This is a genomic window from Acinetobacter sp. CS-2 (genome assembly GCF_016599715.1).
Taxonomy (GTDB): domain Bacteria; phylum Pseudomonadota; class Gammaproteobacteria; order Pseudomonadales; family Moraxellaceae; genus Acinetobacter.
In genome coordinates this window covers 1978799-2002948 of sequence record NZ_CP067019.1, presented here as the reverse complement: position 1 = coordinate 2002948, position 24150 = coordinate 1978799, and the positions used below count along the sequence as shown (strand labels likewise).

General features: G+C 41.8%; 20 protein-coding genes. 14 read left to right on the top strand and 6 right to left on the bottom strand.

From position 1 onward, the window contains the following. Nucleotides 1–196: 196 nt before the first annotated feature. Both JFY49_RS09935 and rnhB read left to right on the top strand, forming a co-directional pair. Nucleotides 197–583 carry a hypothetical protein gene (locus JFY49_RS09935; protein WP_180041827.1) on the top strand — a complete coding sequence of 129 codons (387 nt, stop codon included), beginning with the start codon at nucleotides 197–199 and terminating at the stop codon, nucleotides 581–583. Nucleotides 584–654: 71 nt separating this feature from the next. Next, a complete protein-coding gene (gene rnhB / locus JFY49_RS09930; RefSeq protein ID WP_180041825.1) occupies nucleotides 655–1233 on the top strand; it encodes a ribonuclease HII in 579 nt (192 codons plus the stop codon). A gap of 60 nt (nucleotides 1234–1293) precedes the next feature. Here rnhB and csrA read toward each other — a convergent pair whose 3' ends face one another. The 3 genes from csrA to alaS form a co-directional block, all read right to left on the bottom strand. Continuing rightward, nucleotides 1294–1557, bottom strand: a complete 264-nt coding sequence (gene csrA, locus JFY49_RS09925; RefSeq protein WP_067723263.1) for a carbon storage regulator CsrA — start codon at nucleotides 1555–1557, stop codon at nucleotides 1294–1296. Nucleotides 1558–1805: 248 nt separating this feature from the next. After that, nucleotides 1806–3086, bottom strand: a complete 1281-nt coding sequence (locus tag JFY49_RS09920; RefSeq protein WP_180041824.1) for an aspartate kinase — start codon at nucleotides 3084–3086, stop codon at nucleotides 1806–1808. 66 nt (nucleotides 3087–3152) lie between these two features. Continuing rightward, on the bottom strand, nucleotides 3153–5846 hold the full coding sequence (gene alaS / locus JFY49_RS09915; RefSeq protein ID WP_200222707.1) for an alanine--tRNA ligase: 2694 nt from the start codon (nucleotides 5844–5846) through the stop codon (nucleotides 3153–3155). Between the two features lie 431 nt (nucleotides 5847–6277). Here alaS and JFY49_RS09910 point away from each other — a divergent pair, with 431 nt between their 5' ends. From JFY49_RS09910 to JFY49_RS09885, 6 genes are all read left to right on the top strand, one after another. After that, entirely contained in the window at nucleotides 6278–7306 is a 1029-nt protein-coding gene (locus JFY49_RS09910) for a type I glyceraldehyde-3-phosphate dehydrogenase (RefSeq protein WP_200222706.1), read from the top strand. Between the two features lie 378 nt (nucleotides 7307–7684). Next, a complete protein-coding gene (locus JFY49_RS09905) occupies nucleotides 7685–8002 on the top strand; it encodes a hypothetical protein (RefSeq protein ID WP_086195599.1) in 318 nt (105 codons plus the stop codon). A gap of 405 nt (nucleotides 8003–8407) precedes the next feature. Continuing rightward, complete coding sequence (locus tag JFY49_RS09900; protein ID WP_180041818.1) at nucleotides 8408–9574, top strand: ATP phosphoribosyltransferase regulatory subunit; 1167 nt, start codon at nucleotides 8408–8410, stop codon at nucleotides 9572–9574. 69 nt (nucleotides 9575–9643) lie between these two features. Next, a complete protein-coding gene (locus tag JFY49_RS09895) occupies nucleotides 9644–10963 on the top strand; it encodes an adenylosuccinate synthase (protein ID WP_086195597.1) in 1320 nt (439 codons plus the stop codon). Nucleotides 10964–11153: 190 nt separating this feature from the next. After that, nucleotides 11154–11462 (top strand): hypothetical protein, encoded by a 309-nt coding sequence (locus JFY49_RS09890; RefSeq protein WP_166166688.1) that lies wholly within the window; start codon nucleotides 11154–11156, stop codon nucleotides 11460–11462. A gap of 113 nt (nucleotides 11463–11575) precedes the next feature. Further along, nucleotides 11576–12352 carry a M48 family metallopeptidase gene (locus tag JFY49_RS09885; protein ID WP_166166685.1) on the top strand — a complete coding sequence of 259 codons (777 nt, stop codon included), beginning with the start codon at nucleotides 11576–11578 and terminating at the stop codon, nucleotides 12350–12352. 192 nt (nucleotides 12353–12544) lie between these two features. On the opposite strand, the gene JFY49_RS09880 is transcribed toward JFY49_RS09885, so the two are convergent. Both JFY49_RS09880 and crp read right to left on the bottom strand, forming a co-directional pair. Continuing rightward, entirely contained in the window at nucleotides 12545–13594 is a 1050-nt protein-coding gene (locus JFY49_RS09880) for an NADP(H)-dependent aldo-keto reductase (protein WP_200222705.1), read from the bottom strand. 185 nt (nucleotides 13595–13779) lie between these two features. Continuing rightward, nucleotides 13780–14487 (bottom strand): cAMP-activated global transcriptional regulator CRP, encoded by a 708-nt coding sequence (gene crp, locus JFY49_RS09875; RefSeq protein ID WP_166166679.1) that lies wholly within the window; start codon nucleotides 14485–14487, stop codon nucleotides 13780–13782. 147 nt (nucleotides 14488–14634) lie between these two features. Between crp and JFY49_RS09870 the strand changes: the two genes are divergently transcribed. The 3 genes from JFY49_RS09870 to JFY49_RS09860 all read left to right on the top strand — a co-directional run bounded on the left by JFY49_RS09870 (nucleotide 14635) and on the right by JFY49_RS09860 (nucleotide 19588). Further along, the gene (locus tag JFY49_RS09870) at nucleotides 14635–15057 is read left to right on the top strand and encodes an OsmC family protein (RefSeq protein ID WP_166166676.1); all 423 of its coding nucleotides are present in this window, start codon (nucleotides 14635–14637) and stop codon (nucleotides 15055–15057) included. Between the two features lie 449 nt (nucleotides 15058–15506). Beyond that, a complete protein-coding gene (clpB, locus tag JFY49_RS09865) occupies nucleotides 15507–18089 on the top strand; it encodes an ATP-dependent chaperone ClpB (RefSeq protein ID WP_180041814.1) in 2583 nt (860 codons plus the stop codon). Nucleotides 18090–18310: 221 nt separating this feature from the next. Further along, entirely contained in the window at nucleotides 18311–19588 is a 1278-nt protein-coding gene (locus tag JFY49_RS09860) for a DUF945 family protein (protein ID WP_200222704.1), read from the top strand. 64 nt (nucleotides 19589–19652) lie between these two features. Here JFY49_RS09860 and rlmKL read toward each other — a convergent pair whose 3' ends face one another. Next, nucleotides 19653–21860, bottom strand: a complete 2208-nt coding sequence (rlmKL, locus tag JFY49_RS09855; protein WP_200222703.1) for a bifunctional 23S rRNA (guanine(2069)-N(7))-methyltransferase RlmK/23S rRNA (guanine(2445)-N(2))-methyltransferase RlmL — start codon at nucleotides 21858–21860, stop codon at nucleotides 19653–19655. A gap of 234 nt (nucleotides 21861–22094) precedes the next feature. On the opposite strand from rlmKL, the gene JFY49_RS09850 reads away from it, so the two are divergent. From JFY49_RS09850 to JFY49_RS09840, 3 genes are all read left to right on the top strand, one after another. Continuing rightward, nucleotides 22095–22415 carry a hypothetical protein gene (locus JFY49_RS09850; RefSeq protein ID WP_200222702.1) on the top strand — a complete coding sequence of 107 codons (321 nt, stop codon included), beginning with the start codon at nucleotides 22095–22097 and terminating at the stop codon, nucleotides 22413–22415. A 156-nt stretch (nucleotides 22416–22571) separates the two neighbouring features. Beyond that, nucleotides 22572–22910, top strand: a complete 339-nt coding sequence (locus JFY49_RS09845; RefSeq protein ID WP_200222701.1) for a hypothetical protein — start codon at nucleotides 22572–22574, stop codon at nucleotides 22908–22910. Nucleotides 22911–23133: 223 nt separating this feature from the next. Continuing rightward, complete coding sequence (locus JFY49_RS09840) at nucleotides 23134–24150, top strand: aspartate carbamoyltransferase catalytic subunit (RefSeq protein ID WP_086195586.1); 1017 nt, start codon at nucleotides 23134–23136, stop codon at nucleotides 24148–24150.

The window sequence follows — 24150 nt, the reverse complement described above, 5'->3', positions numbered from 1 at the left end:
GGTATGCTAATCAAAAAGCCCATATTTAAAAATGATGGATATGGAACGAAGCGTGTGCTTCTTGCAACACTGAAAAGGATGCTGTTTTTTTAATCGGATTATCCGGATGTGGAAAATTCAACTGAAATATAGATTTCTTCCTTGGGAAAGTTTCGGCAAAATATGCCTAACAGATTTTATATTTAAGGATTAAGCTGTGAAAAAAATAATTGCGGTGCTTGTACCTCTCACTTTGGCTTTAACTGCCTGTGTAGCAACGAATACTACAACTGGCACAATGCCGGCTACACAATCGGCAACTCAACAACTCGGTATGGCTGCAATTAAAATTGCAATTAATGCCAAATGTACCACCGAGTTGAATACTATTCCTGCATGGCAAAATGCAACCAAGTTAATGACTGCAACTCAAAAGCAAAATATTCAGACTGAAATCTGTGGTTGTGTCAGTGAAAAAGCACCACAAAATGTAACTGCAGTCGATTTGGCGACAGCTGCGATTGATCCGGCTGCACGTAATACTATTGTTTCAAATGCAGTGACTAAAACCATTAATGCTTGTGTTGCTGAAGCCATGAACTAATACAGCTTTAATTCATGTTAAAATTAAAGAGGTTGATGTGATTCGGCCTCTTTTTTTGTAGGTAAGTATTGATGAAAATTGCCGGTGTAGATGAAGCGGGGCGTGGCCCCTTGGTAGGTTCGGTGGTAGCGGCAGCAGTTATTTTAGATCCCAATAATCCGATTGAAGGGTTGAATGATTCTAAAAAACTCAGCGAAAAAAAGCGTGAAAAATTATTTGTAGAAATACAAGAGAAAGCCTTGGCTTGGGCCATTGCTGAAGCCAGCCACGAAGAAATAGACCAGATCAATATTCTACAGGCCTCTTTATTGGCTATGCGCCGTGCTGTAGAAGCTTTGCATCTTCAGCCGGAACATGTGCTGGTTGATGGTAATAAAGTTCCGCAAGGCTTAACCATGAGCTGTGATGCGGTGGTCGGCGGGGATGCACTGCATGCAGAAATTTCAGCGGCCAGTATCCTGGCAAAAGTAACGCGTGACCATCAAATGGTAGAGCTGGATCGGCAATATCCGCATTTTGGCTTTGCCAAACATAAGGGTTACCCAACTAAAGCCCATTTTGAAGCGATTGCTGAGCATGGCGTGATTGATCAACATCGCCGTAGTTATGCACCGGTTAAAAAGGCATTGGCCTTGCTGGGACAAAAATAAGCAGCAGATAAATTTAAAGCGGCCATATAGCCGCTTTATATTAGAACAACCTTTAACGGTTTAACGATTAAAGTCGTTCTGGGTATTTTGTGGGAAATTATCTTCTTCAAAAGAAGGCTGATAATCCTGATCCAGGTGTTGCAGATGTTCATGCATAGCGCGTTCATGTTGAATTCGTTGGTAGATTTCTTCACGATGAACAGATACTTCTTTTGGAGCATTTACGCCAATACGAACCTGATTACCTTTTACGCCAAGCACAGTTACACTGACTTGATCCCCAATCATTAATGTTTCACCGACACGTCGGGTTAGAATCAGCATGTTTATCTCCTTGCAAAACGCTAAACGTGCAATTGATTTTAAAATTTAAAAAGACACAACCTTAATATTATAGAAATATTATCAAAACAATCTGTCAAGAATTTGACTAAAATAATTCTGTTAATATTTTCAAAATCCTCAGTTACAAATATAACAGAGCCACTATAAAAAAAACTATAGTGGCTCTGTTCTTTTTGTAGTATTTCGCAAATTTTGTTCAACAAGGACTAAATTTGTTACTCTACATATTAAGCGCGTGCGCTTGATTCGCCAGATTCACGGTCTAAACCGAAAGCTGTGTGAAGCGTGCGCACGGCAAGCTCTAAATAATTTTCTTCAATGATAACTGAAATTTTAATTTCCGAAGTTGAGATCATCAAAATGTTAATGCCTTCTTCTGCAAGAGCAGTAAACATTTTGCTTGCTACGCCTGCATGAGAGCGCATACCCACACCTACGATTGATACTTTCACGATGTCTGAACGGGTCGCAACTTCACGAGCACCAATTTCTTTTGCGGTTTGCTCCAGAATTGCTTTTGCTTTATTGAACTCACCACGGTTGACTGTGAACGTGAAGTCAGTGGTACCGTCTTCTTCCACATTCTGGATGATCATGTCAACTTCGATATTCGCTGCACCAATTGGCGCCAGGATTTTGGATGCAATACCAGGCAGGTCAGGCACGCCCAAGATAGTCAATTTTGCTTCGTCACGGTTAAACGCGATACCAGAGATAATTGGCTGTTCCATGTTGTCTTCCAATTCAGTAGTAATAAGAGTTCCGACGTTGTTTTTGAAGTCTTCGTCAAATGCGCCATCATCGTCGTTATCGAAGCTTGATAATACGCGTAAAGGCACTTGGTATTTGCCGGCAAATTCAACTGAACGGATTTGCAGGACTTTCGAACCAAGTGATGCCATTTCCAGCATTTCTTCAAAAGAAATACGATCAACTTTTTTCGCTTTTGGTGCAACGCGTGGGTCAGTGGTATAAACGCCATCTACGTCTGTATAAATCTGGCATTCATCTGCTTTAAGTGCAGCTGCAAGTGCCACGCCAGAGGTATCTGAACCACCACGACCTAAAGTTGTTGTATTGCCCAATTCATCAAAGCCCTGGAAACCGGCAACCACAAGTACGCGGCCTGCATCTAGGTTTTCAGTTAATACATCAGTATCAATAGATTCAATGCGGGCTTTGTTGAATGCGCTGTCGGTTTTAATGCCAACCTGGCGGCCAGTAAGTGATTTTGCTTCTACTCCAATTGAGTTGAGCGCCATCGCTAACATAGAAATCGTAACCTGTTCACCCGTAGACACCATCTGGTCTAATTCGCGTGGATCAGGGGTTTCGGTAATGGCCTTCGCTAAAGCAAGCAGGCGATTGGTTTCGCCACTCATTGCTGATACCACAACCACAACCTTGTGGCCGTGGTCATGCCAGCGCTTTACACGACGAGCAACATTTAAGATGCGCTCGGGAGTACCCATAGAGGTACCGCCATATTTTTGAACGATTAATGCCATAGTTGTTCCATAAAAGCCATGATCCTGAATTACCTTTTCAGGATCAGTTACACAAAAGGTGAAGTTTTATTTTGCTTCAAGCCAAGCAGTCAAATCTGCCATCACTGTTGCAAACTTCTCGTTAAGTGGCGCGCCACCTTGTGCCAAGTCAGGTTTACCACCACCTTTACCACCGAGCTCGGTTGCCAGGTGTTTGATGATGTCGCCCGCTTTAATAGTGTTCGTGAAGTCTTTTGCTACTGAAGCAAGAAGGCTGACTTTGTCATCCTCTACAGCTGCAAGCACAATCACTGCATTGTTTAGTTTAGATTTCACACCGTCGTGCAGGTTGCGAAGAGATTTCGCATCCATGTTTTGTACAGTGGTAATCAGTGTTTGACGACCAGCCACAGTTTGAACTTGGCTTAAAAGTTCAGCTGCCTGGAAGTTTGCTAATTTCTGGTTCAACTGCTCAATTTGTTTTTGCAAACTCGATGCAGTATTCGCTAAAGCTTCCACTTTTTCTAAAGTCTGGTCTTTTTGCGCTTTTAAAACATCATTGATTGCATGAATGTCACGATCTGCTTTTTGTGAAGCTTCAATCGCTTTAGTACCTGTGACTGCTTCGATACGGCGTACACCTGCTGCTACACCACCTTCTGAAGTGATTTTGAACAGACCGATATCACCAGTGCGTTTTACGTGAATACCGCCACATAGTTCGATCGAGAAGTTTTTCTCATCGATAATTGAACCCATGGAAAGTACACGTACTTCGTCACCATATTTTTCACCAAACAGCATCATCGCGCCTTTTTCTTTGGCAGATTCGATGTCAAGAAGTTCAGTTGAAACTGCAGTGTTGGCAATAATTTCACGGTTTACAATGCGTTCAACTTCCTGCAGCTGTTCGAATGAAACAGGTTGGTCATTGGCAAAGTCAAAACGTAAAATGTCAGATGCAACCAATGAACCTTTTTGCTGTACATGTGAACCCAATACTTGGCGAAGGGCAGCATGTAACAGGTGAGTTGCTGAGTGGTTGCGTGACGTTGCTTCACGGATGTCTGCTTTAACAATCGCTTCAACAGATTGAGCGGCTTTTAAGCTACCCATGGTCACAATACCTTGGTGAACGAATGCACCACCCGATTTCTTGGTATCTTGAACTTCGAAAATACCGGTATCGTTTTTGAAGATACCTGTATCACCAATCTGACCGCCGCTTTCTGCATAGAAAGGGGTCTGGTTCAATACGATGAGCGCTTCGTCACCTTCCACAACTTCATCAACCTGTTCGCCATCTTTATAGATTGCAACAATTTGGCCTTGAGCTTGAGTGGCTTCATAACCTTCGAACTGGGTTTCACCTTCAACTTTTACAATACTGTTGTAGTCGATGGCGAATTTACCTGCATCACGTGCACGTTGACGTTGCGCAGCCATCTCTTTTTCAAAGCCAGCTTCATCAATAGTGAGCTCACGTTCACGTGCGATGTCAGCTGTTAGGTCAGTTGGGAAGCCGTAAGTATCATAGAGTTTGAAGACTGTTGCACCTGGAATCACTGAACCTTTCAGTTGAGCTAATTCACCTTCAAGCAATTTCAGACCTTGCTCTAAAGTTTTAGCGAATTGTTCTTCTTCTTTTAAAAGTTGTGCTTCGATACGTGCCTGGTTGGCTGCAAGTTCAGGGTATGCAGCACCCATTGCTTCGATTAATGGCTGGAGCATTTTATGGAAGAATGAGCCGGTTGCACCCAATTTGTTACCGTGACGCACTGCACGACGGATAATACGACGCAGTACATAACCACGGCCTTCGTTAGAAGGATTCACACCATCTGCAATTAGGAAACAGCATGAACGTGCATGGTCAGCAACAACTTTAAGGGAAGCTGGGTAGTCAATGAGTTTGTTTTCTGCTTGTGCTTTGGCTTCAAGTTCAGAAGTATCTAAACCAATGATTTCAGCCGCAGCTTTTAACAAGTGCTGGAACAGGTCAATTTCGTAGTTTGAGTTGACGTGTTGTAAAACTGCGGAAATACGTTCCAAGCCCATACCTGTATCTACAGATGGCGCTGGAAGAGGATGCAGTACGCCATCAGCAGTACGGTTGAACTGCATGAATACGTTGTTCCAGATCTCGATGAAACGGTCGCCATCTTCTTCAGGTGTGCCTGGTAAGCCACCCCAGATGTGGTCGCCATGGTCAAAGAAGATTTCAGAACAAGGACCACAAGGACCGGTATCACCCATTGCCCAGAAGTTATCCGATGCGTATTGACCGCCTTTGTTGTCGCCAATACGGATGATGCGAGATGCATCTAAGCCAATTTCTTTGTTCCAGATATCAAATGCTTCGTCATCTGTATGGTAAACAGTTGCATATAACTTATCTTTAGGAAGACCCAGCCATTTTTCGTTGGTCAAGAAATCCCAGGCAAATTTGATCGCATCACGTTTAAAGTAATCACCAAAAGAGAAGTTACCTAGCATTTCAAAGAAGGTGTGGTGACGTGCAGTGTAGCCCACGTTGTCCAAGTCGTTGTGTTTACCACCGGCACGGACACATTTTTGTGAAGATGTTGCGCGAACATAATCACGTTTTTCAAGACCGAGGAAGCAGTCTTTGAACTGGTTCATCCCAGCGTTGGTGAATAATAATGTTGGGTCGTTGGCAGGAACCAGAGAACTCGACGCGACACGTGTATGCCCTTGCGATTCAAAATAGCTTAAAAAAGCTTCGCGAATTTCAGCTGATGTCATAAAACGAGTACTCACAACCAAGTCACTCCATAAATCTTGTATTTGGCTAATAGCACGTCAAGCAAGTCTTACTTTTATAAAGCTGGCTTGAGATACTGGCTTAAAATTTTAAAACGCTAAAGTATAACGGAAAAAGCCGCATGCACCAATCACTTTAAGGCGAATTAATCACAATTCTATTTAAGCGCTATTAGGTTTCATGCACTGAATTAATCAGCCAAATTCTGCTTTATGCGTAAGATATAAAGTAAGTGAAAAGTGAAGTAAATATTTTAAGGCAATCTGGTCTAAATAAAATTTGCGAAAAAATAAGCTTAAAAGCATCAGGCTGAACCCTTTGTTGCGAGATATTTTATAAATACAGCAGCAGAAATGGTATCGGTATCTGGTTAAAATCCATTAACATAGAGCGGTGTTTACATCTACCCAAGAGTTAAGGATATCTGATGCAACGAGTAGCCATTAATGGTTTCGGGCGAATTGGTCGCAATGTATTACGGGCTTGGTTTGAAAATCCTAAGGATTTTCATTTTGATATCGTGGCGATTAACGATGTTGCAGATGTAGAAACACTGGTGCATTTGTTTAAATATGACACCACACATGGTCGCTTCAAAGGCAAGGTCGAAGTACTTTTACAAGATGAACAGATTTTTTTGCATATTTCTGCAGGTCTGGCGCAATTAAAAGTACAGGTATTTTCACAACAACAACCTGAACACTTGCCCTGGAATAAGTTAAATATTGATGTGGTGCTGGAATGTACCGGGTTATTCCGTTCACGTGCAGCAGCCACAGGACATGTTACTGCAGGGGCGAAGCGGGTCATTATTGGTGCTGCACCCTTTGACACGGTGGATGCCGCCATTGTGTATGGGGTAAACCATCACGAAGTCAAAGCCACGGACCGGATTATTTCCAGTGTATCCTGCACCACACAAGCCTTGGTTCCTTTAGTTAAAATTATTGATGATGCTTTTGGTATTGATACCGCACTGATGACAGAAATTCATGCAGTGACGGCAGATCAGTCGGTGCTGGATCATGCTCATCGAGATTTGCGCCGTGCCCGTGCTTCAGGACACAATATTATTCCGACCACATCTTCAGCTCTTGGGGCCTTAAAACGGGTGATGCCGAAAATGGCAGAGCGTATAGATGGTTATTCCATACGCGTACCGACCATTAATGTGGCAGCGATTGACCTCACTTTTGTTGCGCAGTCGCATGTCACAGCACATAAAATTAATGAAATCCTGATCAAATCGGCACGTCAGGATTATGCGGAAATTATGGATGTTACCGATGAACCTCTGGTTTCATCAGACTTTAACCATTCGCCTTATTCATTGATTGTGGATTTGAGCCAAACTATGGTGGTGGGTCATCAGGCTAAAGTTTTTGCCTGGTATGATAATGAATGGGGTTATGCGAATCGCTTGCTGGACTTGTGTGAATCTTTTACTCATAAATAAAGAACCTTATTTAAAAGATGAGGGTGAGATGAGTTATTGGATGATGCGATTTCCGCAAGTGATCGGATTTCGCAGGGCTTAGTTGTATTAAGTGTGATCTGTAGCTCAATTATTATTAATTTGTTTGATTGGTTGGTTGAATCTTGAGTAAATGCCTGGTCTTCAGTAGGATGGATAGACTGTCAGGAAATGCTTTATGGACAGTGGCAGTGGATCATCGACCCAGAAAAATGCTTATAATAAATATTCTCTAGCTAGACAGAGTTAATTTTACAATCACTTTTTAATTGTTATACGAAAATTATAAGTCTTTTTAATTTAATCACCTCGATTCATGATAATAATAAGTCAGGAATCAATAACATGAGCAGTGCATCTATGTTGATATTTATATGGGGATTTATTTTCCTTTTGGCCATAGCAGTGATCTTTTTGATTTGGGCACAATTTACCAACCAAGGCGCTGCACTCAGTGAAATTCAGTTGAATCAACAATTGGAAAAAAAAGTGGTTCATCTGGAAGAAAACCTTAAAAAAACGCTGGAAATTATGCAAGACCTGGCGAAGAAAATGCATATTCAGCAAGAAGTGATTGATAAAACCACGACCAAACTGAACCAGGTGGAATCGCAAAATGCCGAATTGGTTGGACTGCTGGCAAAAACGGTTCACTCAACAGACAAGCCTTCAGTCTAATTTTAAGGTGAGCTTATCGTATTCTTAAAGCAGCTATAGAGCGATCTTTCAGCATATGCGACTAAACTAGCTTTGGAAACGTTGCTATAAAAAGGGCCTGACTCGTCACTGGTTTTTTTGGAAGAATGGCTTTGTACAAATAGTCTGGATTGGCGTTTGCTGTTTTAGCGGATTTCAGTATTTTTTATTTTATAATGGTTGAATTTGCGAGAGTACTGATCAATCGTGAATGATTCAGCTGATTCAGTTTTTTAAACGGCATAAATTAGTTGGTAAAAAACGAACAAATCTGCAAAAAGTCATGTGCACAGCTAAAGTGATCGTGCTAGACTAGGAGAAATCGGGTGTGCTCCCGATTTTTTTATGCGGATTACTTCCGCGCTGACAAGTATTTAGGTTTACAACATGCCCATTTCAGAGACATGGTTATTACCTGATGGTGTAGCTGATGTATTACCAGAACAAGCGCAAGTAATTGAAGCTTTGCGCCGTGAAGCATTGGATTTCCTCGCATCTCGAGGTTATCAGCTGGTGTACACGCCATTTATCGAATACATCGAATCTCTTTCTTCTCTCTCAGAATCGAATCAAGATTTAGACTTGGCCACTTTTAAAGTCATCGACCAGCTCTCTGGTCGTTTACTTGGTGTGCGTGCCGATATGACACCGCAAGTGGCCCGTATCGATGCGCATGTACATCCGGTCGAAGGCGTAGCGCGCTATTGCTACGCTGGCACGGTTTTACACACCAAACCTCAAGGTTTTAATACCACGCGTGCACCGCTGCAACTGGGTGCGGAACTTTTTGGTTCAGACAGTATTGATGCTGACGTCGAAATGATTGACGTGATGCTTAACTTATTAAAAACAGCAAGTTTTGTAGATGGCATCCATCTGGATTTAGGTCATGTCGGCTTATTCCGTAGTCTGGTTAAACATGCTGGTTTAAGCAAGGCGGAAGAAAGTCAGCTTTCGGATCTTTATCAACGTAAAGCATTGCCTGAACTTGCTGAATTTACACAGGAATTAAAATTTGGTGCAGATTTTTATGCACTGGGTCGTTATTCAAGTGATTTAGATGCTTTAGAAGCCAACCTGAGTGCTGAAATTATTGCAGACCCGGCATTCAAACAGGCATTTGACGCAGTAAAAACCACACGGTCTGAAATTCAGGCACGTTGGCCAGACTTGCATATTGGTATTGATGTTGTAGAGCTTCGTTCATATCACTACCACACCGGTTTAATGTATGCCGTCTATGCACCAAACCGTGCAGCACCCCTGGCTCAAGGCGGTCGTTATGACGGTATTGGTGAACATTTCGGGCGTGCGCGTCCTGCAACAGGCTTCTCTTGTGACTTATATGCACTCAGTGCAGGTCAGTTCAAGCAAGTTCAAAAAGTGGTTGCACCGAAAGGGACAGACAAAGCATTACTGGATGCAATTGCTGCTCTGCGTGCACAAGGCTTAAGTGTTATTCAGTTATTAGGCAATGACGATTTAAACTCAATTCCGTTTGCGACTCACCAATTGGTGAATGTAGCAGGGGAATGGAAAGTCGAACAGATTTAATGACCTGAATCAGTATTGAGTCACTGATTCAAGTTTTCAATTTTAACAGCATGATGCAATGAGGCTATTATGGGCAAGAATGTTGTGGTACTCGGTACCCAATGGGGCGACGAAGGTAAAGGTAAAATCGTTGACCTGCTCACAGATCAAGCGGCAGCGGTCGTTCGTTATCAAGGCGGACACAACGCAGGCCATACTCTTGTGGTTGGTGGTAAGAAAACTGTATTACACCTCATTCCATCTGGTATTTTACGTGAAAATGTACTGTGCTTAATTGGTAACGGCGTGGTTCTTTCACCTGAAGCGCTTATTAAAGAGATGGATATTCTTGAAAAAGAAGGCGTGCCAGTACGTGAGCGTTTACGTATTTCTCCAAACTGTCCGTTAATCCTTCCAAACCACATTGCACTTGACCAAGCGCGTGAGAAAAAACGTGGCAATGCAAAAATTGGTACAACTGGCCGTGGTATTGGTCCCGCTTACGAAGATAAAGTTGCACGTCGTGCAATTCGTGTTGCTGACCTGGTACGTGGTGGTGAACATCTTAAAGCTCAACTTACCGAGCTTCTTGAATACCATAACTTCCAATTAACTCAATTCTACGGTGTAGAAGCAGTTAATCTTGAAGATGTACTTGCTCTTTGCGACCAATGGCGTGAAGTTGTTGCTCCATTAGTTGTGGACGTAACAGGTGAACTTCATAAATACCGTAAAAACGGTGATAACATCATGTTTGAAGGCGCGCAAGGTTCACTTCTTGACGTTGACCATGGTACATACCCGTATGTAACTTCTTCAAACACAACTGCTGGTGGCGTAAGTTCTGGTTCTGGTCTTGGTCCATTACACCTTGACTATGTATTGGGTATCACTAAAGCGTACACAACACGTGTAGGTGCTGGTCCATTCCCAACTGAGCTTGTTTACGATGCAGCGAACGATGTGGGTGATGCAATTGGTAAACACTTGGGTACTGTAGGTTCAGAATTTGGTGCGTCTACTGGCCGTCAACGTCGTTGTGGTTGGTTCGATGCTGAAATTCTTCGCCGTTCAGTAGAAGTAAACTCACTTTCTGGTATCTGCTTGACTAAACTTGACGTTCTTGATGGTTTAGAAGAAGTGAAAATCTGTGTCGGTTACGAAGCTGCTGATTCTGGTTGCGTAGGTTCTTCTGATGCGCTTGCATTCGAAACTTTAAAGCCAATTTATGAAACTATGCCAGGCTGGTCTGAGTCTACTTTTGGTGCTAAATCAATTGATCAGTTACCAGAAGCTGCACTTAACTACGTAAAACGTCTTGAGCAATTGATTGAATGTCCAATCGACATCATTTCAACTGGTCCAGACCGTGAAGAAACGATTATTCTTCGCCATCCATTCGAAGCTTAATCTGCCAAGAATTAAGATGTACAAAAAGCCTCGCATTTGCGAGGCTTTTTTTGTCCATTTCATTTGGAAAATATATCTACGACCAGTATGCAGACTGTTTTGCCCGACTAAAGTTGCATCAGAGAATACTGTTTAATTTATTTGCGCTTGCTAGAATGTTAAATATAAAAGAAATACAAGGTTGTGCATGATGCATAAAAATATATCAGCGACGATGTTTTATTCATTACTGTTTGCAATGGGTGGGGCACCGACCATTGCCATGCTGGTTATTCAGGCACAAACACAAGATCCCGCCATTATTAATGCAGCACTTATTGGATTAAGCGTTATCATTGCCTGTATTCTGGTCCCCATTGTTCTGATTCAAAATGCATTTTTATTTTTTAAGCGCAAAAATGAACAACTGGAACAGAAAATTAAACCCCTTTCCCAGATATACTTGGGGCTAAATGTTTTATGTTTGCTTTATTGGCTTAGTTTTCAATTTCTTAAATGACCTTGTTTACATAAATGATATGATTGTGAAGAGAATATCAATTTAAAGATTATTCACTATTTCATATAATCTCCTGAAAAGAGATATCTAGTTTTAAGGCGGAGATTATTATAATGAACAGCAAGCTGATTTTAAGTTTGTGTGCAGCGAGTGTAATCACTATTTCAGGTTGTACCACTGTAGCGGATATGGCTGGGGCAGATTCATCCACATTAAATGTTACTGCTGCGCAGGGCTTTAATAAAACTGTTCAGGAAGCAAGTGCCAATAAAACCTTAGATACTTCATCTACCACTTATAAGCGAATTAATTCGGTATTTTTACGTCTAAAACCTTATGGTGATCAAATCAACCAGACAGGCCAAAAGTTTGACTGGCAATTGGCTGTGCTGAAATCAGACCAGATTAATGCTTATGTGGCACCAGGGGGTAAAGTGGTGTTTTACACTGGTATTGTGAATAAACTTAATCTGACCGATGCTGAAATTGCAGCTGTGATGGGTCATGAAATGGTGCATGCCCTGGAAGAACATTCCAAACAAAAAATTGGTGCACAAGCTTTAACTGACCTAGCTTTAAACATTGGTTTAGGCTATGCAGGCAATAATGTCGGTCAATTGGGTGCAGCAGCAGCTCAGTTAGGCACACAAGTGGGTGTGGGCTTGCCATATTCACGTAGTCTTGAAAGCCGTGCAGACCAAGGTGGTTTAATGCTAATGGCACGTGCCGGTTATAACCCGCAAGCCGCGATTACCCTTTGGGAAAAAATGAACAAGTTAGAAGGTGCAGGTGGTACATCATTCCTGTCGACTCACCCTTCAAATGGTCAGCGTATCGAAGCAATGCGTAAAAACTTGCCTGCAGCTCAAGCTATTTATAACAGACGCTAATTGTTGTTTTATTCATAAAAAAGGATGCCTATAGCATCCTTTTTTGCTTTTACTCCCTCTTCCTATGGGGGATGAGCATCCTCAGAATATATTCTGAGTGCGCAAGGGAAGATGGTGTCCATAATTTCGAAGTGATCGAATATAAAGCTTTAACTTTTCTAATTTCATTTTAAATCAGTGCTTAAAATGAAATTAGGGCGCTGGATTCGGCTGCTTGCGGTGAATATCTTCAATGCCCTGTAAAACTTCTGCTGATAAATCAATGTCAAAAGCCTGAATATTTTCTTTCAGTTGATCCAGGTTGGTTGCGCCAATAATGGTACTGGTGACAAAGAACTGCTGCTTAATAAATGCCAATGCCAGTTGGGTTGGGGTTAAGCCATGTCGCTCTGCAAGCTGAGCATACTGTTCAGTTGCCCATTCACTTTCAGGATTGCTATAGCGGCTAAAACGGGAAAATAAGCTGACCCGTGCATTGGCTGGACGAGCACCATGACGGAATTTACCTGTCAAGTAACCAAAGGCTAAAGGGGAATAGGCAAGTAAGCCGACATTTTCATAATGGGCAATTTCAGACATGCCAATTTCATAAGTCCGGTTCAACAGGCTATACGGATTTTGTACGCTGACAAATTTTTTCAGGCCTAACTTTTCAGCCAGATGTAAAAATTTTAAAGTTCCCCACGGGGTTTCATTGGACAGCCCAATATAACGGATACGGCCTTTTTTAATTTCATCACTTAAGGCGCTTAAGGTTTCTTCTAAGGCAGTGACTTGCTGTTGATTGTGCGCTTCTGTATTGCCATAACCCAATTTTCCGAAGAAATTGGTTGGACGTTGTGGCCAATGCAATTGATACAGGTCAATATAATCACTCTGCAGGCGTTTTAACGAGCCATCGATTGCCGAGCTAATCTCAGCTGCAGTAAAGCGTGTTTGGCCATCACGGATATGGCTGCCGCCTTGTGAGGGACCGGCGATTTTTGAGGCAATGAACAGCTGGTCACGCTGACCACGTTGTGCAATCCAGTTGCCCAGGATGGTTTCTGTTGCTCCTTGAGTCTCAGGTTTTGGTGGGACCGGATACATTTCTGCGGTATCCCAAAAAAACAACCCCTGATCCAGAGCATATTCAAGCTGTTGAAAGGCCTCTGCCTGGGTATTTTGTTCACCAAAGGTCATGGTGCCTAAACAAATTTCAGGCACAAGAATCCCGGTATTGGCTAAAGATTTGAGTTGCATAGAGGTTGATCCCTTAATTTTTATCAAGTTTAACATTGTGCATTAGGCTAACTGATTTTTGCATCAGGGTTAAATCATGAATTGTTTTAAAGTTGTCATAAAAAATTTAAAAAGAACAGGTTGCAAATTACGGACATAAAAAAAGCAAATCTTAGGATTTGCTTTTATGGTGAATGGAAGAAAACTTATTCTTCATCATCCTCGTCTTCTAAAGCTGCATTGCTATCTTCAGCAGAAACATCATAAATCAGGATGGCTTTACCATCAGTCTGGATCATGCCTTGTTCTTCCAGTGTTTTGAGGACACGACCGACCATTTCACGGGAACAACCAACAATACGGCCAATTTCCTGACGGGTAATACGGATTTGACGTCCATTCGGTAAAATCATGGCTTCTGGTTGAGAAGACAGGTCAATCAGGCAGCGTGCAATACGGCCAGATACATCAATAAATGCCAGGTCAGTCACTTTACGAGTGGTATTTTTTAAGCGACGTACAAGCTGGGCAAATACGGCATAGCTCAGGTCTGGATACTGTTTGCTTAATTCGTGGAAGTTTTCATAGGTGATTTCGGCAATTTCACATACGTCACGTGTACGAACTTCTGCAGTACGTTGTGGATTTGCTTCAAAAAGACCCATTTCCCCAAAAAAGTCTCCAGCATTCAAATAGGCAACCACAATTTCACGATCATCATCTTCACGTAAAATAATGGATACTGAACCTTTTAAAATCAAATAAAGCGATTTTGATTCTGAGCCTGCATCTACAATTGCAGTGCGTTTTGGATAACGATTTATATATGCACGTTTTAATAATGCTTTTACTGACTCAGGGAGTTGACCAGGAGACAGCGCATCAGTGCTAAGTTGTGAAAAGTTTGAAGTCATGCTAACGGTTCCGAATATGGATAATTAATAGATCGCACAAGACCTAAAGTGAACTTGTCACACAGAAGAGCTGAAATTCCTTATCAACTCAATTTATGTTAGTGTACAGGTACGTCGTAAATTTATAGTTTTTTTCAGGTAGTTGCAATGCAAACAAGCGTTCATTGGCTAGAGAATGTTGCTTTTGAAGCAAAATCGGAAAGTGGTCACCAAATTGTAATGGATGGGGCCGAGGCATATGGTGGTCAAAACCGTGGACCACGTCCTATGGAGTTGATATTAATGGGACTTGGTGGCTGTGCTTCCTTTGATATTGTGACTATTTTAAAGAAATCTCGCCAAGATGTGACGGATGTTGTATGTCAGCTCAAAGCTGAACGTGCGGATAGCATCCCAGCCGTGTTTACCAAAATCCATTTACATTTTGTGGTAACGGGTAAAGCAGTCAAAGAAAAACAGGTCGCTAAAGCAGTTGAACTTTCAGCTGAAAAATACTGTTCTGCAAGCAAAATGTTATCGGATGGTGGGGTGGAAATTAGCCACGATTTTGAAATTATTGAAGTTGAATAATGAAATCCAGATGGCAATCCATTTTTGGATTGCCATTTTTTATTCTGCATCACAATTAAAAAGGTATAAAGTAAAAACGCATTTCACTCTAAGAGGGATTCAACAGTAACCCATTATACTTTTGATGAATCCTGTCCTCTAAACATGCATTTCTAGAATATTCATCAAGCTGATTGATGTATTCATAATCACAATAGTTTTTTAAAAGCTTTGATGATTCCTTATTAAAAGATACAAAATGCCTAGGGAAGAGAATTTCATACATAAATAATTACAATATGCTTGAAAAAATTAGCTTAAACACCCATATTATAACTAACATCCAAGCTTTATATTAATTTGGTTTAGTTGTTGAAAATTAAAAATATTTTTTAAAAATGTTATTGAAAAATATCAAGCCATTCCCATCTATTATCCAAGTACAAAATTTGTTGTGAGGAAAAATAAGAATGCGTTTTGAAAAATTTACAAATCGCTTGCAGCAAGCCTTATCAGATGCTCAGTCTCTGGCCATGGGTAAAGACCATACTGCCATCTCAGGTATTCACATTTTATCGGTGTTACTGGAAGAGCCTGCCAATATCAGCCTGTTTCAGCAAGCCGGAGCAAATCTACGTGATCTGCAAACCAAAGTGCAGCAAGCGCTTCAAGATGCGCCGACCATCGCTAATCCAACTGGGGACATCAACTTAAATCCTGAAGCGGTACGGGCTTTAAATCTGGCGGACAGCTATGCCCAAAAAGCCGGGGATGAGTTTTTATCTACCGACTGGGTGCTACTCGCTTTAGCGGAAACCGGTGCAACCAAAACTTTATTAAATAATGTCGGCGTAACTACTGAAAGCTTACGCAAAGCGATTGAAAAAATTCGAGGTGATGAAAAAGTCATGAGTAATACCCATGAAGATCAACGTGATTCACTCAATAAATACACCATAGACTTAACTGAACGTGCCATGTCCGGCAAACTGGACCCTGTGATTGGTCGTGATGAAGAAATCAGACGTACCATTCAGGTCTTGTCACGCCGTACCAAAAATAATCCGGTACTGATTGGCGAGCCTGGAGTGGGTAAAACGGCAATTGTGGAAGGCTTGGCACAACGCATTGTCAACGGTGAAGTTCCGGAAGGCCTGAAAGGTAAACGGGTTTTATCTTTGGACTTGGGTTCATTGCTGGCTGGTGCAAAATATCGCGGTGAGTTTGAAGAGCGATTAAAAGCAGTTCTGAAAGATTTGGCCAAACATGAAGGCGAAATCATCCTCTTCATTGATGAATTACATACCCTGGTGGGCGCAGGTAAGGGCGAAGGTGCCATGGATGCAGGCAATATGCTTAAACCTGCATTGGCCCGTGGTGAGCTGCGCTGTGTTGGTGCAACCACATTAGATGAATACCGCCAGTTCATTGAAAAAGATGCTGCACTGGAACGCCGTTTCCAAAAAGTATTGGTCGATGAACCAAGCGTTGAAGATACTATTGCAATTCTGCGTGGCTTAAAAGAGAAATATGCGACCCATCACGGGGTACAGATTCTGGATTCAGCGATTATTGCCGCAGCGAAAATGTCGCACCGCTATATCACTGACCGTCAATTGCCCGATAAAGCCATTGACCTGATTGATGAGGCAGCTTCGCGGATTAAAATGGAAATTGATTCCAAACCTGAGCCACTCGATCGTTTGGATCGTCGCCTAATTCAATTGAAAATGCAGCTGGAAGCGGTGAAACAGGATGCAGATTCGGTAAGCAAGGCAGAAGTCAGCCATCTGGAAAAACAGATCGAAGAAGTACAGAAAGAATACAGTGATCTGGAAGAACAGTGGATTGCTGAAAAACGACTGGTTGAAGGCACCAGCCAAGCGCAAGTTGAACTTGATAAAGCGCGTACCGCATTTGAAAAAGCCCAGCGTGAAGGTGACTTGGCAGAAGCCAGTCGTTTGCAATACGGGGTTATTCCTGAATTACAAAAACGTCTTGCTGCAGAAGAGGTTGCTGAGGAAAATGGTGAAGAACCGAAACTGATCCGTACCAAAGTTACGGAAAATGAAATTGCCGAAGTGGTCAGTGCTGCAACCGGTATTCCTGTAGCGAAAATGCTGCAAGGTGAACGCGAGAAATTGCTGCATATGGAAGAATTCCTGCATAACCGTGTTGTCGGGCAAGATGAAGCCGTAGTAGCGGTATCCAATGCGGTGCGTCGTTCACGTGCAGGATTGTCTGATCCGAACCGTCCAAGTGGTTCATTCCTGTTCCTCGGACCAACCGGGGTGGGTAAAACCGAATTGACCAAAGCCTTGGCCAACTTCCTGTTTGACAGTGATGATGCCATGGTGCGTATTGATATGAGTGAGTTCATGGAGAAACATTCGGTCAGCCGTTTGGTGGGTGCGCCTCCGGGGTATGTCGGTTATGAAGAGGGCGGTATCTTGACTGAAGCGGTACGCCGTAAACCTTATAGCGTAGTGTTGTTTGATGAAGTGGAGAAAGCACATCCAGACGTATTTAATATCTTGCTGCAAGTACTGGATGATGGCCGCTTAACCGACTCGCAAGGTCGTGTGGTGGACTTTAAAAATACGGTGATTGTGCTGACTTCAAACCTGGGTTCGCAAGATGTCCGTGAATTGGGCGATAACGCAACTGATGATGAAGTTCGTGCAGTGGTGATGGCGGCTGTATCTCAACACTTCCGTCCGGAATTTATTAACCGTATTGATGAGCTGGTCGTGTTCCATTCACTCAAGAAAGCCCAGATTCGTGGTATTGCCGATATCCAGTTGGATCGTTTACGTGCACGTCTCAGCGAAAAAGACATGCGTCTTTCAGTGGATGACACTGCATTTGATCAGTTGATTGATGCCGGTTTTGACCCGGTATATGGTGCACGTCCATTGAAGCGTGCTATCCAGCAACAAGTAGAAAATACATTGGCGCAAAAAATCCTGAGTGGTGATTTTCTGCCAGGAGATACCATTTTCGTAAAAGGGGAAAATGGTCATCTTGAATTTGAAAAAATGAAATTAAGTTAATGTGCTGTAAATAGAAAAAAACCTGGCTTCGGCCAGGTTTTTTTATGCCTGACAATTTCAGTCGAAAAAGTTAAATTTTAGGTAAAAAATTGACATAATTTTTAAAGTTTTTTTGGTTTTTTATGTGTATAAGTTATTAATTATTAAAAATAATTATCTTTTATTGAAAAATTACTTATACTTATTATTTAATAAAAACATATAAATCTAGAGCAGATACTATGTCAAAATTAACTTGGGGTCTGGGAAGCATTGTGGTATTGGCAACAGCGGTCATAGGAGGGAATTTATATGCAGACAAAAGTTTAACTTCCTATTATCAGCAATCTCAAAAATCAAATTTCATGTCGATTCAGTATAAAAATTTTAATATGGGCGCGATGCAGGGTTCTGCCGACTGGACGGCGGAATTTACTCTTGATCCCTGTAAGCCTAAAGATATCCTGATGATCAGCGGGCAAGATGAAATCAAGCGCAGCTGGAATGGCTATCAGATTCAATCAAAAATTTCCCTAAAACAAGGTGATACAACCTTCCAACGTTTACTGAAGCAACCGTTAATAGTTCAAACAAAAATTGATTGGTTGGGAAGAATGCACACTTCACTCGTCACTCCGGTGTATGAGAAAAATGATGCAGATGTACAAACCCGCATTGATCCCATGACTTTTACAATGCTTGCCAAATCAAAAGATGACCAATTCGATGTGTTGAATGTAAAATTTCAAATTCCGAATATGATGGTGAATGATAAGTTGGGCCAGATGCAGATGCGCGATTTAGAGTTTGAAAGCAATCAGGGTTTAAACACGGTTCTGAAGGAGGGGGAAGCTCGCTTAAATATTGCTTCAATTCAGCGTACGGATCGAAATGTACAGCAGTTTGGCAGTGGTGAATTAAAAGGTTTTGCTTTGCGGGCAAATACTCAGCTCGATAAAACCAAGGTTGCTTTTGATACTCAGGTCAAAATTGATGAAATGACCATGTATAAAACCCCTAGTTTTCATGATTTTGAAATGAATTTTAAGCTGACTGATCTTAATCGACAAAAAGTGCAGAATTTTTTTGATTTATTGGAAAAAAGTAGTGCAGCATGTATAGCAAAAGAAGAACTCAATCAGGATATGGTGAGCAGTTTCCTGGCCATTGTAAATGACGGTTTTGCTTTTGAATCGCAGAATAATCAAATTAAGGTGGGTGAGGGCTATGCCAAAGCCAGCCTGACAGGAAAGGTGATGCCGGGGCATCAATCCTCTTTTGAAAGCTTATTGAAAATGGCGCCGAATCTGGTCGAATATCAGGCCAATCTTGAATATGATAAACAGATCATGAAAACCATCATGAAAAACTATCTGCAACAGGGCGGTAAAACCTTATCTGACCAGGAACTTGAGCAAATGCTGGATGGTATGCAGCAGACGCTGCAAGCGAAACGGGAAGGCGATATCTTAAAAATCGGTATTGAATATAAATACGGTGAAAAGAAATTTTTAAATTAACATATGTAAAAACAAAGGCTGCCAGATAGGCAGCCTTTTTAGTTAGTGCAGTATCTAAAATATATTAGCCATTTTGTGGATGTTGAATTTTCCATGCACGGTGGATTTTGGTATTACGTTTAAAGTCTGGTCCAATGGTTTCATTGGTAATTTCCTGAACATCAAAGAACGCCAGAATTTCTTCATCCATCTCGAAACCACGATAGTTATTCGAAAAGTATAAAGTTCCTTCTGTAGTCAGGCGGTTCATTGCACGCTTGATCAGCGACAAATGGTCACGTTGTACATCGAAGGTGCCATGAAACTTTTTCGAATTCGAGAATGTTGGTGGATCGATAAAAATCAGGTCATATTGTTCATGACCTTCTTTTAGCCATTCAAAACAGTCACTGGCAAAGAACTGGTGTTGTTCATCGGCATGATCTACGGTTAAACCGTTCAAGACAAAGTTTTCTTTCGACCAGTTCAGGTAAGTGTTGGATAAATCCACACTGGTGGTACTTGCAGCGCCACCTAAAGCAGCATGCAGGCTGGCAGTTGAGGTGTAACTATACAGGTTGAGGAAATGCTTGCCTTTTGCTTCTGCTGCAATACGCAAGCGCATTTGACGATGATCCAGGAACAGGCCGGTATCCAGATAATCAGTCAGGTTGACTAAAATTTTGGCTTTGCCTTCCTGTACGATAAAACGTTTAGACGCAGTACTCTGTTTGGTGTACTGGTTTTTACCTTCCTGACGGGCACGGGTTTTAATGAAAATGGCATCACGACCTAAACCGGTCACTGCACGAATGGCTTGTAAGGCAAGGTTAAAGCGTTTTTTGGCTTTTTCCGGATCGATGGTTTTTGGTGGTGCATATTCTTGCACATGTAAACGGTCACCATATAAATCTACCGCAACATTAAAGTCAGGCAAATCGGCATCATATAAACGCAAACAGAAGATATTTTCTTTGACCGCCCATTTTTTTAGATTCTGCATGTTTTTTTGCAGACGGTTGGTAAAGTCCTGAGCGCCTTCAATCGGCTCGAACTGCTGTGGCTGCCAGTGTGCCAAGAACGGTTCTGATAGCGGTGCAGGCTTAATGATGCCGAAACGCACATAAATCGGCAGTTTACCATTCATCAAACGCAGAATTTGCGGTTCATTGAATGCCAGCACATCGGCTTGTTCAACCTGTGCAGCAATCACCGCAGCATACTGGTTCGGGAAATTCTTTTGTAGCAGCGCAGATAAACCTAAATATAAAGCACGGTTTGAAGCTTTATCTCCTAAACGTTCACCATAAGGCGGGTTGGTGACAATAAATGAGGTTTTGCCTTCGGCTTTAAAGTCTGGCCAATCTGCCAGTGTGCGCTCTTCAATTTTGATATGGTCAAGCAGCTTTTCAAAACCGGCTGCAATGATGTTTTGCTTGGTGGCTTTCACTGCTTCCCAGTCTGCATCATAGGCATAAAACTGCGGTAAAGGCTGTTGCAATGCTGTTTGATGGCGTTCTGCGGCTTCTGCCTTAATTGACATCCACAGTTCATGGTCGTGACCATTCCAGCCATTAAAGCCAAAGCGACGTACCAAGCCCGGAGCACGGTCAGTCAGCATCATCAATGATTCAATGATAAAGGTCCCTGAACCACACATCGGGTCCAGAATAATATCGGGATTACGTTTTTTTAATTGGGCTTTTTGCAGAATGGCTGCTGCGAGGTTTTCTTTAATCGGCGCATCGGTCATGTAATGACGATAGCCACGTTTATGTAAAGAATCGCCAGATAAATCCAGACAATAAGTATGCGCAGTTTTGCCAGCAAGCACATAGAGGGTAATTTCTGGCTGTTTGATGTCGATGCTTGGACGTTTGCCCACAGCTTCAATAAAGGAATCCACCACACCATCTTTTACCCGTAAAGTTGCAAATTGTGTATTGACCTTGATTTCACGTTCTACATGTAAACGAATGGCAAATGTACTTTGTGGTGCGAAAATGAGTGACCAGTCAAAGTTGATTGCACCTTCATAGAGCTCTTCTGCAACATCACGTGCGTCATGGGTAAATTCAAGTTCATGAACATGAATAGGGGTTAACACACGTGAAGCCAAACGAGACCACATGCAAATACGGTATGCATCTGCCAGTGTGCCTTTGAAAATCAAACGACCCGGTAACTGTTCAATATTTTGAACACCTAAACCTTCAATTTCCTCGCGGAGTAAGGTTTCAAGACCATCTGCACAGGTGACCCAGTAATTGCTTAAACGTGAAGAGGTATTCATAAAATAGAGAGACCGAAAAAATAAAATAAAAACTTGTATAAGTTTAACTTATTTTAGTGGTGAAAACTTTTTATATTTTGAAAACTTCAAGCGACTTAGGTCAGTGTATTAATTATAAAAAGCTCTAAATGTTGGAATAAAAAGCCAATTGAAAATTCAGGCGATATGTAAAATTACATTGCGCTTAAAAGTAAGTTTTAAAGTTTAATGAATGGATTTTATTGAGGGTAAAGTGTGAATATTACAGCAAAAAAGGATGATATTTTTTCAGTCGCGACATTATTATATGCACGCTTAAGGAAAGTGAATAGCCGGGTTATTGATGTCATGTATTTAATGCAGGATCGTTCCTATGCACATCATGTGGTCACACTTGCACTTGAGACAAAGGATCCAGAGCTTGCAAGCTATGTGGAACGTTTGCGAGCGCTTTTAGACTTACAAGATGATCGTGAGCTTATAAATGGAGAAGATCAACAGATTCGTCTTTCGAAGGAAAATAAGGCCAATAAAAAAGTTTTTGACGAAGGCCATGTAAGTTTTAGCCTATTCTAAAATATAATAAAAACATCATTTTAAGAGAGCTCATATGTTGAATCATGTGAGCTTTTTTTATATTGGTACAGATATTGCTGCATAGCCCAGTGAGGCTGCTTGATCAAGGAAAGCACTTGATGCCTCACTTTCTTTTTTTAGAGATGGGAATGACAAATGTCAGAAAGTGTAATCATTACAAATGAAGTTTTTTCAGTGGCAACACTTGTTTATGCACGGTTAAGACGGGTATCAGGGCGTGTGATTGATGCAAGCTATCTTACAGAGAATGTCGAATATGCCGAACATGTGATGGCAATGGCGAAACAGACACGAGACCCTGAATTACTTCGCCTAGTTGAACGTTTGACTAAAGTGCTGGGACTAAAAACTGATGAAGAGCCTGAAAATGAAATTCAGTTCACGCAACATGAAGAATTAATTTCGGTTGAACCTACTCAAGAAGATATAGAGCGTGCACAAGGGGCAAACCGCTACATAGGGGCTTTACGTTAGTTGTCTAGGGTAACTCGGAATCAGGCTGAGTTACCTGTTTTTATTTTTAAAATCAGATGGCTAAATCGTTGAATGGTTAATTTATCTTATTGAAAAATTAAATTGGAATTATATTTTTTATTCCAAATACCGAGCTGCTTTTTAGACAAGTAAGATCAAGCTGAACTATTTAAATCGCTTAAACTCTGTATAATACGTTGACTTAACGTATAAGGAATCTCTCATGCACTTGGCGGCATTGCATACTCCGAGCCAGATTCAACTCAACCAAGATGGTAACTTAAAACACTTCCTCACCATCGAGGGTCTTTCTAAAGAAACACTCACAAAAATATTGGACACTGCGCAGTCCTTTTTTAATGACCAAAATCAGCTGATTACCAATAATCTTCTTGAAGGTCGTACGGTGATGAACCTGTTTTTCGAGAACTCTACCCGTACCCGTACCACTTTTGAAGCTGCAGCAAAACGTCTGTCTGCCAATGTGCTCAACATTGATATTGCGCGTTCTAGTACCTCTAAAGGCGAAACCCTGCGTGATACGCTGTGGAATCTGGAAGCCATGGCAACCGACATTTTTGTGGTGCGTCATTCATCTTCAGGTGCGCCGCATTTTATTGCCAAAGATGTCTGCCCGAATGTTGCCATTATTAATGCCGGTGATGGCCGTCATGCACATCCGACACAAGCGATGCTGGACATGCTGACCATTCGCCGTGAAACCAAAAAGAATTTTGAAGATATCAGCATTGCCATTATTGGTGACATCAAGCATTCACGTGTAGCACGTTCAGATGTTGCGGCACTGCAAACTTTAGGCTGTAAAGATATCCGTGTGATTGCGCCAAATACCTTGCTGCCTTATGGTTTTGCTGAATATGGCGAAGGTGTCCGTTTATTCAATAACATGGAAGAAGGCATTAAAGATTGCGACGTGATCATTACCCTGCGTATTCAAAACGAACGTATTGATTCTCCAGCGCTATCTTCACAAGCTGAATTTTACAAAATGTATGGCTTGAACAAAGAACGTCTGGCTATGGCGAAACCGGATTGCATCGTGATGCACCCGGGTCCAATGAACCGTGGTGTAGAAATTGATTCTAGTATTGCCGATGGCACCCAGTCAGTGATTCTGCATCAGGTGACCAACGGTATTGCAGTACGTATGGCGGTATTGGCTCTGGCAATGCAAGGTCAGTTGCAAGAAAAAGGTTTGTTAGAAGCGGTTGCGGGATAA

Coding starts and splice junctions, on each gene's coding strand:
- JFY49_RS09880 (WP_200222705.1), bottom strand. CDS start 13,594: ATGCAACTCAAATCTTTAGCCAATACCGGGATTCTTGTGCCTGAAATT.
- rlmKL (WP_200222703.1), bottom strand. CDS start 21,860: ATGAATACCTCTTCACGTTTAAGCAATTACTGGGTCACCTGTGCAGAT.
- JFY49_RS09900 (WP_180041818.1), top strand. CDS start 8,408: ATGCCCATTTCAGAGACATGGTTATTACCTGATGGTGTAGCTGATGTA.
- crp (WP_166166679.1), bottom strand. CDS start 14,487: ATGACTTCAAACTTTTCACAACTTAGCACTGATGCGCTGTCTCCTGGT.
- JFY49_RS09920 (WP_180041824.1), bottom strand. CDS start 3,086: ATGGCATTAATCGTTCAAAAATATGGCGGTACCTCTATGGGTACTCCC.
- JFY49_RS09870 (WP_166166676.1), top strand. CDS start 14,635: ATGCAAACAAGCGTTCATTGGCTAGAGAATGTTGCTTTTGAAGCAAAA.
- JFY49_RS09885 (WP_166166685.1), top strand. CDS start 11,576: ATGAACAGCAAGCTGATTTTAAGTTTGTGTGCAGCGAGTGTAATCACT.
- JFY49_RS09860 (WP_200222704.1), top strand. CDS start 18,311: ATGTCAAAATTAACTTGGGGTCTGGGAAGCATTGTGGTATTGGCAACA.
- JFY49_RS09895 (WP_086195597.1), top strand. CDS start 9,644: ATGGGCAAGAATGTTGTGGTACTCGGTACCCAATGGGGCGACGAAGGT.
- JFY49_RS09845 (WP_200222701.1), top strand. CDS start 22,572: ATGTCAGAAAGTGTAATCATTACAAATGAAGTTTTTTCAGTGGCAACA.
- clpB (WP_180041814.1), top strand. CDS start 15,507: ATGCGTTTTGAAAAATTTACAAATCGCTTGCAGCAAGCCTTATCAGAT.
- JFY49_RS09905 (WP_086195599.1), top strand. CDS start 7,685: ATGTTGATATTTATATGGGGATTTATTTTCCTTTTGGCCATAGCAGTG.
- JFY49_RS09910 (WP_200222706.1), top strand. CDS start 6,278: ATGCAACGAGTAGCCATTAATGGTTTCGGGCGAATTGGTCGCAATGTA.
- JFY49_RS09890 (WP_166166688.1), top strand. CDS start 11,154: ATGCATAAAAATATATCAGCGACGATGTTTTATTCATTACTGTTTGCA.
- rnhB (WP_180041825.1), top strand. CDS start 655: ATGAAAATTGCCGGTGTAGATGAAGCGGGGCGTGGCCCCTTGGTAGGT.
- JFY49_RS09840 (WP_086195586.1), top strand. CDS start 23,134: ATGCACTTGGCGGCATTGCATACTCCGAGCCAGATTCAACTCAACCAA.
- csrA (WP_067723263.1), bottom strand. CDS start 1,557: ATGCTGATTCTAACCCGACGTGTCGGTGAAACATTAATGATTGGGGAT.